The 16657-nt window shown below is 66.7% G+C and carries 14 protein-coding genes; 4 read left to right on the top strand and 10 right to left on the bottom strand.

Translation table 11 applies throughout. From position 1 onward, the window contains the following. Nucleotides 1-35: 35 nt before the first annotated feature. The 3 genes from N7I30_RS08875 to N7I30_RS08865 all read right to left on the bottom strand — a co-directional run bounded on the left by N7I30_RS08875 (nt 36) and on the right by N7I30_RS08865 (nt 2929). Nucleotides 36-1307: a TRAP transporter large permease gene (locus tag N7I30_RS08875; RefSeq protein ID WP_498638207.1), complete on the bottom strand. Its 1272-nt coding sequence runs from the start codon at nt 1305-1307 to the stop codon at nt 36-38. Beyond that, on the bottom strand, nt 1304-1822 hold the full coding sequence (locus N7I30_RS08870) for a TRAP transporter small permease (protein ID WP_024352140.1): 519 nt from the start codon (nt 1820-1822) through the stop codon (nt 1304-1306). The genes N7I30_RS08875 and N7I30_RS08870 overlap by 4 nt, the downstream gene beginning before the upstream one ends. 129 nt (nt 1823-1951) lie before the next feature. Beyond that, on the bottom strand, nt 1952-2929 hold the full coding sequence (locus tag N7I30_RS08865) for a TRAP transporter substrate-binding protein (RefSeq protein WP_029703759.1): 978 nt from the start codon (nt 2927-2929) through the stop codon (nt 1952-1954). 182 nt (nt 2930-3111) lie between these two features. Between N7I30_RS08865 and N7I30_RS08860 the strand changes: the two genes are divergently transcribed. Continuing rightward, complete coding sequence (locus N7I30_RS08860; protein ID WP_498638202.1) at nt 3112-3801, top strand: GntR family transcriptional regulator; 690 nt, start codon at nt 3112-3114, stop codon at nt 3799-3801. A gap of 79 nt (nt 3802-3880) precedes the next feature. Continuing rightward, nucleotides 3881-5341 carry an aldehyde dehydrogenase family protein gene (locus tag N7I30_RS08855; RefSeq protein WP_498638200.1) on the top strand — a complete coding sequence of 487 codons (1461 nt, stop codon included), beginning with the start codon at nt 3881-3883 and terminating at the stop codon, nt 5339-5341. An 87-nt stretch (nt 5342-5428) separates the two neighbouring features. On the opposite strand, the gene N7I30_RS08850 is transcribed toward N7I30_RS08855, so the two are convergent. The 7 genes from N7I30_RS08850 to urtA all read right to left on the bottom strand — a co-directional run bounded on the left by N7I30_RS08850 (nt 5429) and on the right by urtA (nt 12013). Continuing rightward, a complete protein-coding gene (locus N7I30_RS08850) occupies nt 5429-5770 on the bottom strand; it encodes an FmdB family zinc ribbon protein (protein ID WP_498638198.1) in 342 nt (113 codons plus the stop codon). Nucleotides 5771-5774: 4 nt separating this feature from the next. Next, nucleotides 5775-7004, bottom strand: a complete 1230-nt coding sequence (fmdA, locus tag N7I30_RS08845; RefSeq protein ID WP_024352136.1) for a formamidase — start codon at nt 7002-7004, stop codon at nt 5775-5777. 42 nt (nt 7005-7046) lie between these two features. Further along, the gene (urtE, locus tag N7I30_RS08840; protein ID WP_024352135.1) at nt 7047-7736 is read right to left on the bottom strand and encodes an urea ABC transporter ATP-binding subunit UrtE; all 690 of its coding nucleotides are present in this window, start codon (nt 7734-7736) and stop codon (nt 7047-7049) included. An 11-nt stretch (nt 7737-7747) separates the two neighbouring features. Further along, on the bottom strand, nt 7748-8494 hold the full coding sequence (gene urtD, locus N7I30_RS08835; RefSeq protein ID WP_009208017.1) for an urea ABC transporter ATP-binding protein UrtD: 747 nt from the start codon (nt 8492-8494) through the stop codon (nt 7748-7750). 11 nt (nt 8495-8505) lie between these two features. Beyond that, nucleotides 8506-9654: an urea ABC transporter permease subunit UrtC gene (gene urtC, locus N7I30_RS08830; protein WP_187392313.1), complete on the bottom strand. Its 1149-nt coding sequence runs from the start codon at nt 9652-9654 to the stop codon at nt 8506-8508. Between the two features lie 10 nt (nt 9655-9664). Beyond that, the gene (gene urtB, locus N7I30_RS08825; RefSeq protein ID WP_498638194.1) at nt 9665-10591 is read right to left on the bottom strand and encodes an urea ABC transporter permease subunit UrtB; all 927 of its coding nucleotides are present in this window, start codon (nt 10589-10591) and stop codon (nt 9665-9667) included. Nucleotides 10592-10744: 153 nt separating this feature from the next. Continuing rightward, nucleotides 10745-12013, bottom strand: a complete 1269-nt coding sequence (gene urtA, locus N7I30_RS08820) for an urea ABC transporter substrate-binding protein (RefSeq protein WP_024352131.1) — start codon at nt 12011-12013, stop codon at nt 10745-10747. Nucleotides 12014-12322: 309 nt separating this feature from the next. Here urtA and N7I30_RS08815 point away from each other — a divergent pair, with 309 nt between their 5' ends. Both N7I30_RS08815 and N7I30_RS08810 read left to right on the top strand, forming a co-directional pair. Then, the gene (locus N7I30_RS08815) at nt 12323-15706 is read left to right on the top strand and encodes a hybrid sensor histidine kinase/response regulator (RefSeq protein WP_498638192.1); all 3384 of its coding nucleotides are present in this window, start codon (nt 12323-12325) and stop codon (nt 15704-15706) included. After that, on the top strand, nt 15703-16602 hold the full coding sequence (locus tag N7I30_RS08810; protein WP_498638190.1) for a response regulator: 900 nt from the start codon (nt 15703-15705) through the stop codon (nt 16600-16602). The genes N7I30_RS08815 and N7I30_RS08810 overlap by 4 nt, the downstream gene beginning before the upstream one ends. Nucleotides 16603-16657 lie beyond the last annotated feature (55 nt).

Genomic DNA, 16657 nt, shown 5'->3' with positions numbered 1-16657 from the left:
TGGTCTGGCTGAAAGGATTGCGCCGGCCGGCCGGCTCACAGATGCGCCGCCGGCCACAGCGAGATCGCCGGCACGAAGGTGATCAGGAGAAGCGCGCCAAACACCACGAGCACCGGCACGATCAGCGAGCGGAACATGCTCTGCACCGGGATGCGGGCCACGGCGGCGGCGGCGAAGAGGTTCACGCCGAGCGGTGGCGTCACCATGCCGAGCGCCAGATTGACGATGACGATGATGCCGAAATGGACCGGATCGACGCCGAAGCCGATGGCGATGGGCGTCAGGATCGGCGCCAGGACGAGGATCGCCGCCGAGGTCTCCACGAACATGCCGACCAGGAGCAGCAGCACGTTGACAAAGAGCAGGAAGCCCACCGCCCCGCCGAAGGTCGCTTCCGCCCAGCTGCCGATGACATTGGGCAGGCCCGACAGGCTGACGAGGAAGGAGAACAGCCCCGCGGTGGCGATGATCAGCATGATCGCGCCGGTCGCCACGGCCGATGCTCGGAAGATCCGCGGCAGGTCGGAGAAGCTCATTTCCCGGTAGACGAACAGGCCGACGACCAGCGCATAGACCGCCGAGACCGCCGCCGCCTCGGTCGGCGTGAAGATGCCGCCATAGATGCCGCCGAGAATGATCACCGGCAGCATCAGCGCCCAGAAGGCGTCGACGGTGCTCTTGACGATGGGCAGCGCGTCGTCGCCGTCTTCCTTGCCGATGCCCTTCAGCCGGCACCAGACCTGGGTCATCACGATGAGCGCGCCGGCGATGAGCACGCCCGGCCCGATGCCGGCGATGAACAGCTTGGTCACCGAGGTCTCGGTGGAGACACCGAAGATGATCATCGGCACCGAGGGCGGAATGATCACGCCGAGTTCGGCCGAGGTCGCCTGGATCGTCGCGGCCATGGGCAGTGGATATTTGTGCCGCGCCATCGCCGGCACCAGGATCGCGCCGATGGCGAAGGCCGTGGCGACGGACGAGCCGGAGATCGCGGCGAAGATCATGCAGGTGACGACGCAGGTCGAGGCCAGCCCGCCCTGCACGCCGCCCACCAGCGACTTGGCGAAATCCACCAGCCGGCGCGAGACGCCGCCATGGGTCATCAGATTGCCGGCCAGGATGAAGAACGGCACCGCCAGCAGCGGGAAGCTGTCGATGGAGGTGAAGATCTTCTGCGGCACCACCAGCAGCGGCAGCGGCGAGAAGAAGGCGACCCCGACGATCGCGGCGAGACCGATGGCGACGGCGACCGGGATCGACAGCGAGAAGAAGACCAGAAGGGCGGCGACGAGGGCGGCGTTCATTCGAAGGACTCCCGGTCGCGCTGGACGTCATGCTCGGCCCGCGACGGCTCGATCGGGCGCAGGAATTCGAGGATCGCGCCCGGGATCGCCAGCACCGCGCCGACCGGGATCGCGGCATAGAGCCAGGAGATCGGGATGTTGAGCATCGCCACCTGCTGGGTCGAGACGCGGATCGTCATCAGGACGCCGAACCAGGTCAACACCCCGAGAAAGGCGAGGATGCCAAGAAGCACAATGAAGGAGACGCTGCGCTGCATGCGGTCGGGCAGAACGCTGCGCACGAATTCCAAGGGGATCATCGCGCTCAGCCGGAAGCCGGCGCCGGCGACGAGAAACACCATCCAGATCACCACGCCGCGGGCCAGCACCTCCGACCACGCCGCGGCATCGCCGAGAACGAAACGCGTCACCACCTGCCAGAACACCAGCGCCGTCGCCAGCGCCAGCAGCAGGGCGGAGAGATTATGAGTGAGAACGGTCAGCTTCTCGGCGGCGGTCAGGACGGCCTTGCGCATGGACGGCACCTTCGAGAGCTGGAGGGCGAGACGCGCGGCCTCCAGCGAAGCCGCGCGCGGGCGGTGGCCGCGAACCGCAGCCGGGCACCGCGAGGCCGGACGGTCCGGCCTCGCGATTCGTCGGATGGCTTACTTCTGGGCGTCGCGGATCCGCTGGATCATGGCCTCGCCATATTCCTTGCCGTAGCGGTCATAGGTCGGCTGGACGGCATCCTGGAACGCCTTCTTGTCGACATCCTCGATCACTTCCATGCCGTTCTCGCGCATGGTGGCGACACCGTTCTTCTCGGTCTCGGCAACGACCGCGCGGGTCGCCTCGACGCCGGCCTTGGCGGCTTCGCGGATCCAGCCCTGCTCTTCCTCGGAGAGCTGGTCCCAGTGGATCTTCGACATGGTGATGACCGCCGGCGAATAGACGTGGCCGGTCAGCGTCACGTATTTCTGCATGTCCCACATGTTGTTGGAGACGATGATCGGGATCGGGTTCTCCTGGCCGTCGATCGTGCCCTGCTGCAGCGAGGTCAGCACCTCGGTCCAACTCATCGGGGTCGGCGATGCGCCGAGTTCCTTGAAGGCGTCGATATGGACCTGGTTTTCCATGGTCCGCAGCTTCAGGCCGGCCACGTCCGCGGGCGTCTGCACCGGCTTCACCGAATTGGTGATGTGGCGGAAGCCGTTCTCCGACCAGGCAAGGCCGATCATGCCCTTGTCCTCGAACTTGGCCAAGAGCTCGTCGCCGATCTCGCCGTCGAGGATCTCGTGGGCGCTGGCGTAGTCGTTGAACAGGAACGGGAAGTCGAGGGCATAGATTTCCGGCACGAAGCTGCCGACCGGACCGGTCGAGGTCATCGCCAGCTCGATCGTGCCGATCTGCTCGCCTTCCAGGAGCTCGCGCTCGCCGCCCAGCGAACCGCCGGCCTTGACGTTGATGGTGATCTCGCCTTCGGAGAGCTCGTTCATCTTCTCGGCAAAGGCCTTGGCGCCCTGGCCGTAGTGGCCGTCCGGTGGCGTCACGATGGCGAAGTTCATTTCCTTGGCCGAAAGCGACGTCGCGGTCAGGGCGCTGGTCGCCAGAAGGGCGCCGGCGAGAATGCCTCTCAGGGTCATGCGTATTCCTCCCATTCGGTTCGGACCGTCTTGGTTGAAATTGCCCGCATCCTCCTGCGTCGGCAACCTCAAATCCGATGATGTTTACACCAGATATCCGATACGATATCCGTATGAGACTGAATGGCATTGGTCAAGGACGGGCTGTGGCCGACCGCAACACCGCCTTTCGCGGAGATCGCATGGGGGACTGGACCGCATCCGCGGACGACCTGATCGTGCAGGGTCCGTCGCTCGGCGACGCGGTCTACGAGCGACTGGTCGACGACCTGATCGGCCTGAAGATCCCGCCCGGCGAACGCCTCTCCGTCGACAAGCTGGCCCGCCGCTTCGGCGTTTCCCAGACCCCGACCCGCGCCGCCCTGATCCGGCTGGAAGCCGAGGGTCTCGTCGTCAAGAAGCACCTGACCGGCTACTCGGTCGCGCCGCTGCCCTCCGTCGCCCGGCTGGAGAGCATCTTCGAGATGCGCGCCCTGGTCGAGCCGCGCAGCGCCGCGCGCGCCGCCGAACATGCCACCCCCGGTCAGCTTGCCGTGCTGAAGGAGATCGCCGCCGAGATGCAGGCGTTGTCGCGCGATGATATCGACGCCCATTGCGCCCGGCTCGTGGTTCTCGACAGCCGGTTCCACACCGCCATCGCCGAGGCCTGCGGCAACGACCTCATTGCCGAGACGCTGGGCCGGCTGTTCACCCAGATGCACATCTTCCGGCTGCGCTATCACGCCAATGTCGGCCACGCCGTCATCGAGGAGCATGTCGGGATCCTCGAGGCGATCATCGACCGCGACCCGCCGCGGGCCGAAGCCGCCATGCTCGCCCACCTCGAAGCCGCCCGCGAGCGGCTCGAACCGCACGTCCGACACGCCGTCTGAACGACACCGGCCGCCGGCGGATCGTCCCGGCGTGCCCACCGCGCCGCATGCGCGGACATTTTCCTGGGAGGAACATCACATGACAATCCAGTCCGGTCTCTGGTTCGATCCGACGAAGCTCTTGATCGGCGGCGAATGGCGCTCCGGCGCCGGCGGCCGGACCATTGCCGTCGAAAACCCCTCGACCGGCGAGAACATCGGCCAGATCGCGGAGGGGACGGCCGCCGATGTCGAGGCCGCCGTCGCGGCGGCGGAAGCGGCCCTCGACGGCGAATGGGGCGCCATGACCGCCACCGAGCGCGGCCGCATCCTGGTCCGCCTGTCCCGCCTCGTCACCGAGCGCGCCGAGACGTTGGCCCATCTGGAATCGAGCGATGTCGGCAAGCCCCTCGGCCAGGCCCGCAACGACGCCGTGGCGCTCGCCCGCTATTTCGAGTTCTACGGCGGCGCCGCCGACAAGATCACCGGCGAGACCATCCCCTATCAGCAAGGCACGACGGTCCTGACCCTGCGCGAGCCGCACGGCGTGACCGCCCACATCATTCCCTGGAACTACCCCATGCAGATCATGGGGCGCTCGGTCGGCGCGGCGCTCGCCATGGGCAATGCCTGCGTCCTGAAGCCGGCCGAGGACGCCTCGCTCAGCGCGCTTGCCGTCGCGGCCCTGGCCGAGGAAGCCGGCCTGCCCGCCGGTGTCCTCAACATCGTCACCGGCTATGGCCACGAGGTCGGCGCGGCGCTGTCGGCGCATCCGCGCGTCCACCACGTCTCCTTCACCGGCTCGGTCGGCACCGGCCGGCGCATCCAGGCCGCCGCCAGCGAGAACGTCATCCCGGTGACGCTGGAGCTCGGGGGCAAGTCGCCGCACATCGTCTTCGACGATTGCGATCTCGACGCGGCTCTGCCGACCCTCGTCGGCGCCTGCGTCCAGGCCGCCGGCCAGACCTGCTCGGCCGCCTCGCGCGTGCTCGTGCAGCGCGGTATCTATGACGAGGTGAAGCGCCGCATGGCTGCGGTCTATGCCGGGCTCGTCGTCGGCCCCGCATCCGCCGACCACGATCTCGGGCCGCTGGTCTCGGGCAAGCAGAAGGCGATCGTCGCGGGCTACATCGCGCAGGGTAAGGCCGAGCTCACCATTGCCGGTGAAGGCACGATCCACGCCGATGCCCCGGCCGACGGCCACTACGTCGCGCCGATCCTCTTCGCCGACGTCGATCCCGACCACAGGCTCGCCCAGGAAGAGATCTTCGGCCCGGTGCAGGTGCTGATCCCGTTCGAGGACGAGGCCGACGCCATCCGCATCGCCAACGGCACCGATTACGGCCTCGTCGCGGGCGTCTGGACCGAAAACGGCGCCCGCCAGATGCGGCTCGCCCGCAAGCTGCATGTCGGGCAGGTCTTCATCAACAATTACGGCGCCGGCGGCGGCGTCGAACTGCCCTTCGGCGGCGTCGGCAAGTCCGGCCACGGCCGCGAGAAGGGCTTCGAGGCCCTCTACGGCTTCTCCCGCCTGAAGACCATCTCGATCAAGCACGGCTAGGCCAAGAGAAGGACGGTATCGCAGGGCGCATGACGCGCCCCGCGATACCGCTTCCCCCCTCGAACCTGTCCCCTGACCCGTCTGCCGTCAGTGGCTGATCATCCACGGCCGCTTGGCGGGAAAGGTCTTGGCGCCGGTCGGCATGGTCAGCGTCGCACCGGCTTTCGCCCGGCTGCCGGGGGCCGCGCAGCAGGAACAGCCGGCGCCGTGCTTCTTGCCGCCCGAGCGCGGCGCGTTGGCGCTGCGTTCGTTGGTGGCGAAGGCCGTGCGGCGACCGGCATCCATGGTCGACAACCGCGGCGCCGAGAGGATGACCCGGCGGGCGCTGTCGCCGCAGGACGGGCAATCGCAGGGCTCGCCAGCCTGCGCCATGGGGCGCAGGCTGGTGAAGGTGCCGCAATCGGCACAATCATAGTCGTAGAAGGGCATCGCCTTACAGGTCCTGCGCGATGGGCATGTCGATCGAACCGTCGAGGAACTTCGTCGGCCCGTCATTGCCCGGCATGATGTCGAACTCGAAGATGTCCGTCGGCAGCCACAGGGTCGCGCAGGCATTCGGCACGTCGACGACGCCCGAGATGTGACCCTGGACCGGCGCGGTGCCGAGGATCGAATAGGCCTGCGCACCGGAATAGCCGAACTTCTTCAGATATTCGATGGCGTTGAGGCAGGCCTGGCGATAGGCGATGTGGACGTCGAGGTAGTGCTGCTTGCCGGCCTCGTCGACGGAGATGCCCTCGAAGATGAGATAGTCGTCATATTTCGGCGTGATCGGCGAGGGCCGGAAGATCGGGTTCTTGACCCCGTATTTCTTCATGCCGCCCTTGATCAGGCTGACCTTGATGTGCAGCCAGCCGGCCATCTCGATGGCGCCGCAGAAGGTGATCTCGCCGTCGCCCTGGCTGAAGTGGAGATCGCCCATGGAAAGCCCCGCCCCGTCGACATAGACCGGGAAATAGACCTTCGAGCCGCGCGACAGATCCTTGATGTCGCAATTGCCGCCATGCTCGCGCGGCGGCACGGTGCGCGCGCCCTCGGCCGCCGCCTTGGCCTTCGCCTCGCCCGTCAGCTTGCCCATATGGGCCGACTGGGTGTTCGGCAGGGCCGCCAGGGTCGGCACCCGGTCCGGGTCGGTGTCGAACAGCGCCTTCTCGCGGGTGTTCCAGTCGTCCAGCATCGCCCGGTCCGGCAGGCAGCCGATCAGGCCCGGATGGATGAGGCCGGCATAGCGCACGCCCGGCACGTGGCGCGACTTGGTGAACATGCCCTCGAAATCCCAGATCGACTTCTGGGCCAGCGGGTAGTGCTCGGTCAGGAAGCCGCCGCCATTCTGCTTGGAGAAGAAGCCGTTGAAGCCCCACAGGCTCTCCTCGAAGGCGCCGATATCGAGGATGTCGACGACGAGAAGATCGCCGGGCTCGGCGCCCTTCACCCCGATCGGGCCGGACAGGTAGTGCACCTGCTCGAGCTCGACATCGCGCACGTCGGAAGCGTCGTCGTCGTTCTTGATCTGGCCGCCGGTCCAGTCATGGGTCTCGACCTTGAAGTCGTCGCCCGGATTGACCCAGCAGGCCATCGGGATGTCGGGATGCCAGCGATTGTGGACCATCTCGTTGTCATGCGGCGACTGGGTCAAATCGACCTTGATCAGGGTGTCGGTCATGCCGTTGCGCTCCTTCGTTTCGGCTTCGGGAATGGTTGCCGGTCAGACCGACAGATATTTCGCGATGCGCGCCTCGTCGGCGCCATCCACCGGCTCGTCATGGACAAGGTCGCCGTTCTCCAGCACCAGCACCCGGTCGGCGATGTCGAGGGCGAAGGACAGCACCTGTTCGGAGACGACGATGGACAGGCCCTTCTCGTCGCGGATGCGCTTCAGCGTGCGGCCCATTTCGCGGATGATCGAGGGCTGGATGCCTTCGGTCGGCTCGTCGAGGAGGAGGACCTTGGGCCGCGAGGCGAGCGCGCGGGCGATCGCCAGCTGCTGCTGCTGGCCGCCCGACAGATTGCCGCCGCGCCGCCCCTTCATTTCCAGCAGCACCGGAAACAGCTCGTAGATGTCCTCCGGCACCTGGCTTTCGCCGGTCACCGTCAGGCCGGTCTCGATGTTCTCGCGCACCGTCATGGTGGAAAAGATCATACGCCCTTGCGGAACGTAGCCAAGACCGCCCTTCACCCGCTGGTGGCTCTTCGCGCCCGACATGTCGGCACCGTCCACCATCACGGCGCCGGAGGACTGGGGCACGATCCCCATCAGCGACTTCATCAGCGTCGTCTTGCCCATGCCGTTGCGGCCCATGACAGCGACGATCTCGCCGGGCGCCACGTCGAAGGTCAGGCCGTGCAGCACCTCGCTCGAGCCATAGGCGACATGCAGGTCGGAAATGTTCAGCATCGGCGTGTTCCTCAGTGCCCGAGATAGACTTCGACGACCTTGGGATCGGCCTTCACATGGGCCATGTCGCCCTCGGAGATGACCTTGCCCTGGTGCAGCACGGTGACCCGCGTCGCGATGTCCTCGGCGAACTTCATGTCGTGCTCGATGACGATCACCGAGCGGCCCTTGATGATGCGGTTGAGGAGTTCGGCGGTCTTGACCCGCTCCGACACGCTCATCCCGGCGACGGGCTCGTCGAGCATCAGGAGTTCGGGGTCCTGGATCAGCAGCATGCCGATCTCCAGCCACTGCTTCTGGCCGTGGCTGAGGAACTCGGCGCGATCGTCCAGATGGTCGGCGAGGAAGATCATCTCGGCGATCTCCTCCACACGGTCCCGCACCTCCGCGTCGCGCTTGAACGCCAGCGCCCCGAACACCGTGCGTCCCCGCGGGAAGGAGATCTCCAGATTCTCGAAGACCGTCAGGTCGTCGTAGATCGACGGGTTCTGGAATTTCCGCCCGACGCCGGCATGGACGATCTGATGCTCCTTCATCTTCGTCAGCTCCTGGCCGCGAAAGCGGATCGAGCCGGAGGACGCCTTGGTGCGCCCGCAGATCAGGTCGAGGGCCGTCGTCTTGCCGGCGCCGTTCGGGCCGATGATGACGCGGATCTCGTCGGGATCGACGTAGAAGGAGAGATCGTCCACCGCCTTGAAGCCATCGAAGGAGACGGTGAGACCTTCCACGGCCAGGAGAAATTCTTTGGGTGTCGTCATGGCGTGGGTCCTTATTCGGCGGCGGCGGGAGCGACCGCTGCGTCGGGCGCCCGGCGGTCGGCGAGCGGCGCGGGCGAGCGGCGCAGGAACCGGTCGATCAGCGGCCGCACATGGCTGGTGAAGATGCCGGCCAGGCCGTTCGGGAAGGCCATGACGACGACGATGAACAGGGCGCCCATGGCGAAGAGCCACAGCTCCGGGAAGCTCTCGGAGAAGGAAGTCTTGGCCCAGTTGACCAGAAGCGTGCCGTAGACCGCGCCGATCAGCGACAGGCGACCGCCGACGGCGCAGAAGATCACCATCTCGATCGAGGGCACGATGCCGACGAAGGTCGGCGACATGAAGCCCACCTGCAGGGTGAACATCGCCCCGCCGACACCGGCAAGCGCCGCGGCAAAGCAGAACACGAAGGTCTTGAAGGCGGCGACGTCGTAGCCGGAGAAGCGGACCCGATCCTCTTTGTCGCGCAGCGCGACGAGGATGCGGCCGAGCTTGGAATTGCGCACGAGCATCGACAGGCCGATGGCACCGAGCAGCAGGAGCGCATTGACGAAATAGAGGATCGTCTTGGCGTCGTCGGTGCGGATGTCCCAGCCAAGCAGGGTGCGCAGGTCGGTGATGCCGTTGACGCCGCCCGTATAGCCCTGCTGGCCGATGATAAGGATGGTCAGGATCGCGGCGATGGCCTGGGTGATGATGGCGAAATAGACGCCGCCGACCCGCCGGGTGAACATCGCGAAGCCGATGACGAAGGCCAGGATCGCCGGCACCAGCACCACCGCCAGAAGGGTGAAGCCGAAGGAGTGGAACGGCTCCCAGAAGAAGGGCAGCTCGGTCAGCTGGTTCCAGTCCATGAAGTCCGGAATGCCCGGGGTCGACTGGATCGCCGTCGCCTCCGGCGTCGAGGCCTCCAGCTTCAGGAACATGGCCATGCAGTAGCCGCCGAGGCCGAAGAAGATGCCCTGCCCGAGGCTGAGAATGCCGGCCGAGCCCCAGCACAGGACGAGGCCCACGGCGACGAAGGCGTAGGTCAGGTACTTGCCGACGAGGTTGAGGCGGAAGGCGTCGGTCATCGCCGGGATCACGACGATCAGGAGGGCTGCAAGGAGGAGGAAGCCGATCGCCTCGTATCGGCCGTTGGAAGACAGGAACTTCGTCATAGTTTGATCCTCACCGGCGGACTTTGAGGGTGAACAGGCCCTGCGGTCGCAGCATCAGGATGCCGACGACGGTCAGGAGGGTCAGCACCTTGGCCATCGAACCGGACAGGAAGAATTCCATGGTCGACTGGGCCTGGGAGATGGTGAAGGCCGAGGCGATGGTGCCCAGAAGGCTTGCCGCGCCGCCGAAGACGACGACCAGGAAGGTGTCGACGATGTAAAGCTGGCCGGCGCTCGGCCCTGTCGAGCCGATCATGGTGAAGGCGCTGCCGGCGACGCCGGCGATGCCGCAGCCCAGTCCGAAGGTCATCCGGTCGACCTTTTCGGTGTCGATGCCGACGGCGCCCGCCATGGTGCGGTTCTGGACGACGGCGCGGGTCTGGGCGCCGAGCCGCGAGCGGAACATGACGAGATAGACGCCGAGCGTGATGAGCAGCGTGATCGCCATGACGATGAGCCCGTTGATCGGGATCTCGATGATGTCGGTCAGAGGCAGCGAGCCCATCATCCATCTCGGCAGGGTGACGCCCACCTCGCGCGCGCCGAAGATGGTGCGGTAGGTCTGCTGCAGGATCAGCGACAGGCCCCAGGTGGCCAGCAGCGTGTCGAGCGGGCGCTTGTAGAGAAAGCGGATCAGGCTCATCTCGACCGCGACGCCGAGGGCCCCGGAGGCGAAGAACGCCAGCACCACCGCCACGAAGAAGGAGATCGGCACCAGCGCCGGCAGGAACGCTTCGAAGAAGCCTGCGACCAGATAGGTCACATAGGCGCCCAGGATCATGAACTCGCCATGGGCCATGTTGATGACGCCCATCTGGCCGAAGATGATCGCGAGGCCGAGGGCCATGAGCACCAGGACCGAGAACAGCACCAGCCCGGCAAAGCCCTGCATGGCGAAGATCGATCCGAGTTCGCTCCAGGAATAGTCGGCAAACATCCGGGGCTCCTTGTTGGGCGGAAAGGGCTCGGCGCACGGGTCGCGGCAGGCGGAACGTGGCGCGGGCGGGAAGACGGCTGGGTCGGGCAAGGGCCGGCGGATCGGCCGATCGGCGGACCGTCCGCAAGGGACGGCCCGCCGGAGCGTTGCGGCTTACTGGTAGCCTTCCGGGAACGGATCGGGCTCCATCAGCTCCTCGGTCTCGTAGACCACCTCGTACTGGCCGTCGGCCTGGGCGTGGCCGATGCGCGTCTTGGACCAGAGATGATGGTTCTCGTGGATGCGCACATAGCCTTCCGGCGCGGTGGTCAGCTCGATGCCCGGAGACGCCTCGCGCACCGCGTCGATGTCGAAGCTGCCGGCCTTCTCGACCGCGGCCTTCCACAGCCAGGGGCCGAGATAGGCGGCCTGGGTCACGTCGCCGATGACGATGTCCTCGCCCCACATGTTCTTGAAGTCGGCGACGAACTTCTGGTTGTTCTCGTTCGGCAGGCTCTCGAAATACTTCATCGCGGCGTAGGCGCCCTCGATGTTCTCGCCGCCGATGCCGCGGATCTCGTCCTCGGTCACCGAGATCGTCAGGAGGACCGGATCCTCCTTGGTCATGTCGATGCCGGCGGCCTTGAGCTGCTTGTAGAAGGCGACGTTGGAGCCGCCGACGACGATGGCGTAGATGACGTCCGGCTTCTTCAGCTTGATCTTGTTGATGACCGAGTTGAACTGGGTGTGGCCGAGCGGATAATAATCCTCGCCGACCACTTCCAGGCCGAGCTTCTCGATGTGCTTGCGCGCGATCTTGTTGGAGGTGCGCGGCCAGATGTAATCCGAGCCGAGCAGGTAGAAGCTCTTGGCGTCCTTGTTCTTCACCACCCAGTCGATGCCCGACAGGATCTGCTGGGTCGCTTCCTGACCCGTGTAGATCACATTGGGCGACTCCTCGAGACCCTCGTAGAAGGTCGGATAGTAGAGCATGCCGTTATACTGCTCGAAGACGGGCAGAACCGCCTTGCGCGATGCCGAGGTCCAGCAGCCGAACACCGCCGCGACCTTGTCCTCGACGAGCAGCTTCTTGGCCTTCTCGGCGAAGGTCGGCCAGTCGGAGGCACCGTCTTCCTGGGTGTATTCGATCTTGCGGCCGAGGACGCCGCCCATGGCGTTGATCTGCTCGATGGCGAGCTTCTCGGCCTGGACGGAGCCGGTCTCTGAGATCGCCATGGTACCGGTGACCGAATGCAGGATGCCCACCTTCACGGTGTCCTCGGTGACCGCGAGGCCGGTGGTGTTCACCTCCTCGGTCGGCGGCGTCTGGGCGAAGGCGGCGCCCGCACCGGTCACGGCAAGCGTCAACGCCGCCGCGGTCCCCAGCAGAAGCTGGCGTCGCAGCCTGGAGCGCAGGCCGTCACCTCTGGTCGCGTCTGTCATCTGAAACCCCGTCTTTGGATGAATGAGCCCGGCGGTCCGGACTGACCACTCGGTTGACAGGGCGATCATCGCGACGAATGCTGCAGAGCAACAATACGCAGATTGACGTATTCCGGTGCTGACCGTCAGGCCCCATCATCCCGCCATGCGGACGGGCCTTTGCGACAGGACGGGCGGCAGATCCCTGCGTGCGGAAACGGGGACCGCGGGCCGGCGGTCGCTGTCATCCATCGACCACGCCACACGGCGCGGCGACAATGTGAGGACGCGAATGCAGGACGGCAGTCTGTGCCTCTCCCGGGACGCGGCGTGAACGACCCGCGCAGCGCGCCCCAGCGCATCCTCCGGGTGCGCCGCAGCTACAACCAGTTCGTCGCCGACGAGACGCTGGAAGACTACGCCCTCCGCTTCACCGCCAAGAGCGCCCGACGCTTCACGCCGATGCAGATCGCCATGACGGCGCTGGGCGGCATATCGTTCCTCGCGCTGGAAGCCATCGGCGGCACGGTGACGCTGAGCTACGGCGTCGCCAACGCCCTGCCCGCCATCGCCTGCGTCGCCATCCTGATCTTCCTGGCCGGCCTGCCGATCTCGTTCTACGCGGCCAAATATGGCGTCGACATCGACCTCCTGACCCGCGGTGCCGGCTTCGGCTATCTTGGCTCGACGGTGACCTCGCTGATCTATGCGAGCTTCACCTTCATCTTCCTCGCCATCGAGGCGGCGATCATGGCGATGGCGCTGAAGATGACCATCGGCCTGCCGCTATGGGCCGGCTACATCGTCTGCGCCGTCGCCGTCATCCCCATCGTGACCCACGGCATCGCCCTGATCAGTCGCTTCCAGACGATCACCCAGCCGATCTGGGTGCTGCTCAACGTCGCTCCCTTCGTCGCCCTCGCGCTGGCCGGCGGCCTGCCCGACGCCGAATGGGCGGCCTATACCGGCACCCGCGGCGACGGCAGCTTCGACATCCTGCTGTTCGGCGGCGCGACGGCGATCCTCTTCGCCCTGACCGCACAGCTCGGCGAACAGGTCGACTTCCTGCGCTTCATGCCGCGGCGCCGGGCCGGCCGGAGCGCCGCGTGGTGGACCGCGCTGATCGCCGGCGGCCCCGGCTGGATCATCGTCGGCACGCTGAAGATCCTCGCCGGGTCGATGCTGGCGGTCTTCGTGGTCGGGCAGGGCCTGTCGATCGCCGAGGCCCATCATCCCACCGTGATGTATCTGACCGCCTATGAGGCGATCATCCCGGACGCGACCGCGGCGCTGTGGATCACCGGCCTGTTCGTCGTCATCGCCCAGATGAAGATCAACGTCACCAACGCCTATGCCGGCTCGATCGCCTGGTCGAACTTCTTCTCCCGGCTTACCCACAGCCATCCGGGCCGCGTCGTCTGGGTGATCTTCAACGTCGCCATCGCCGTGCTGTTGATGGAGATGGGCATCCTGCAGGCGCTGGAGGAGATCCTGGCGCTCTACGCGATCCTCGCCGTCGCCTGGGTCGCGCCCCTCGTCGCCGATCTCGTCGTCAACAAGCCGCTCGGCCTGTCGCCGGCCCATATCGAGTTCAAGCGGGCGCATCTCTACGACATCAACCCGGTCGGCTTCGGCGCCATGGGCACCGGCATCATCCTCGGCGCCCTTGCCCATGTGGGCCTGTTCGGCGAGCTCCTGGCCGCCCTGTCGGTGTTCGTGACGCTGATAGCCGCCTTCGTCGCGGCTCCGGCCATCGCCTATGCCACCGACGGCCGCTATTATCTGGCCCGCAGGGCGCGCGACGACTGGGCCGGTCTGCCGACGCTGGCCTGCTGCATCTGCGAGCACGAATTCGAACGCGAGGACATGGCCTCCTGTCCGGCCTATGCCGGGCCGATCTGCTCGCTCTGCTGCACGCTAGACGCGCGCTGCAACGACCTGTGCAAGACCGGCAGCCGGGCCCGCGAACAGATCGTCGACGGGCTGGCGCGCAACGTCTCCACCCGCCTTGCCGCCTTCGCCGATTCCGCCCGCGGCCATTATCTGGCGATCTTCCTGACCCTGATCGGCTTCAGCGCCGCCGCCCTGTCGCTGATCTACCTGCAGGCGACCCTGACCCGCTCGGCCGATCCGTCCACCGCGGCCATGGTGCTGGCGCAGGTCTTCGTCATCCTGATCATCTTCATCGGCATTGCCTCCTGGGTCTTCGTCCTCGCCCACGAAAGCCGCCGCGTCGCGCTCGAGGAAACCCGGCACCAGACCGGGCTTCTGACCCGAGAGATCGAGGCGCATCGCATCACCGACGCCGAGCTGCAGCGGGCCAAGGAAAAGGCCGAGGCGGCGAGCCTCGCCAAGACGCGCTTCGTCGTCGGCATGAGCCACGAATTGCGCACGCCGCTCAATTCGCTGCTCGGCTTTGCCCAGATCCTCGACAAGGATACCGCCATCCCCGAAAAGCGCCGCGAGGGCGTGAAGGTGATCCGCCGCAGCGGCGAGCATCTGGCCGGGCTGATCGACGGCCTGCTCGACATTTCCCGCATCGAGGCCGGCAAGCTGGAGATCTACCGCGACGAATTCGCCCTCGGCCCGCTCCTGTCGCAGATCGTCGAGATGTTCCGGCTGCAGGCCGGCAATGCCGGCATCGGCTTCGTCTACAGGGTCGAGGGGGCCCTGCCGGACATCGTGCGCGGCGACGCCAAGCGCACCCGGCAGATCCTGATCAATCTCCTGTCGAATGCCATCAAGTTCACTCGCGAGGGCCAGGTGACCCTGACGGTGCGCTATCGCAGCCAGATCGCCGAATTCGCCATTTCCGACACCGGACCGGGGATCGCCGAGGAACATGTCGAGCGCGTCTTCGAGCCCTTCGAGCGCATCGAGGACGGCGCCGCGCGGCCGGTGCCCGGCATGGGGCTCGGGCTCACCATCACCAAGCTGCTCGCCGAGATCCTGGGCGGCGACGTCCGCCTGGCCTCGACGCTCGGGGTCGGCAGCACCTTCACGGTCCGCCTGATGCTGGCGACCGTCGTCGCCCCCGTCGGGGTCGTGGCCCAGCGCCGGGAGGTCACCGGCTATCGCGGCGAACGCCGGACCGTGCTGGTCGTCGACGACGAGCCGGTGCATCGGCAGCTGGTCGAGGAAATCCTGACACCGATCGGCTTCACCGTCCTCACGGCGGATGGCGGCGAGACCGGCCTGCGCATGGCCCGTCTCGCCGAGCCCGACCTCGTCATTCTCGATGTCAGCATGCCCGGCCAGAGCGGCTGGGAGGTTGCCGAGCGCATCGCCGCGGACGGGATCGCGAGCCGGATCGTCATGCTGTCGGCCGACGCCCGGCCCCAGTCGATCACCGGACCGATCGCAGACTGGGTGTCCAAGCCGCTGGTGATCGACACCCTGCTCGACACCATCGCCCGCACGCTGGGTCTCGAATGGCTGCATGACGACGAACCGGCAGGCGACGCGCCGGTCGCCCCGGCCCCTGTGTCCGGCGCAAGCGATGGCCGCGACGACCTCGGTGCCCTTGCGGAGATCGACCGCAGCGACCTGCAGGCGCTGGTGGAGATCGGCCATGTGCGGGGGATCAACGCCAAGCTGGACGAGATCGCCCGCCGCGACCCGGGCGCCGCGGCCGGCGTCGCGCAACTCCGCCTCGCCGTCGAGCGCATGGATTTCGATGCCGTCGAAACGCTTCTGGCGGGAGGCGGGCGATGAACGCGGAGCGCGGCGGCCACCGCACCACCGTCCTCGTGGTCGACGATTCGCCCGACACGATCAGCCTGTTGCGCACGGCGCTGGAGGACGAGGGCATGACCGTGCTCGTGGCCGCCAGCGGGTCGCGGGCACTCGCCATCGCCCGCCGGGCGATCCCCGACATCATCCTCATGGATGCCGTCATGCCCGGCACCGACGGGTTCGAGACCACCCGCCAGATCAAGGCCGACAGCCGCCTGGCCGACATTCCGGTGATCTTCATGACCGGGCTCAGCGAGACCGAGCACGTGCTGGAGGCCTTCGAGGCCGGCGGGGTCGACTACGTCACCAAGCCCGTCATCATCGAGCAGGTCTTCGCCCGCATGCGCGTCCACCAGGCGAATGCCCGCAAGACCCGCTCGGCCCGGCTCGCCCTCGACAGCGCCGGCCGCCATCTCTTCGCCATCGACGCGTCGGGCGAGGTTCTCTGGACGACGCCCTGGGCCCGGCGCCACATTCTGGAAGCCGCCGAGGGGCCGATCCCCGCAAGCGTCCTGAAGACCATTCTCGCCAGCCTGCGCGAAGGCCGCGCGACCGCAACGGAGATCGGCACCGGCCTGAGCTTCGCCTTCCTCGGCGAGGGAGGGGATGGCGAATTCCTGCTGCGGGTCTCGCAGATCGCCAGCGACGCGACGCTGATCGCGTCCCTCAATGCGAAATTGCCGATCTCGCCGCGCGAGGCCGAGGTGCTGCTGTGGCTGTCGCGCGGCAAGTCGAACCAGGATATCGCCGACATTCTCAAATTGAGCGTGCGGACGGTGAACAAGCATCTGGAGACGGTTTTCCGCAAGCTCGGCGTCGAGAACCGCTCGGCCGCCACCGCGATCGCCATGGAGCAGATCCGCGAATTCGTCTGATCGCCGGCCGGCAAGAGCGGCCGGTACCGCAGGCACCCCCTTCCTTCACCCGTTC

It is taken from the genome of Aurantimonas litoralis, from assembly GCF_026153195.1.
Lineage (GTDB): Bacteria > Pseudomonadota > Alphaproteobacteria > Rhizobiales > Rhizobiaceae > Aurantimonas > Aurantimonas coralicida.
The sequence above is the reverse complement of the archived record's forward strand: the minus strand, read 5'-3'. Positions and strand labels throughout refer to the sequence as shown.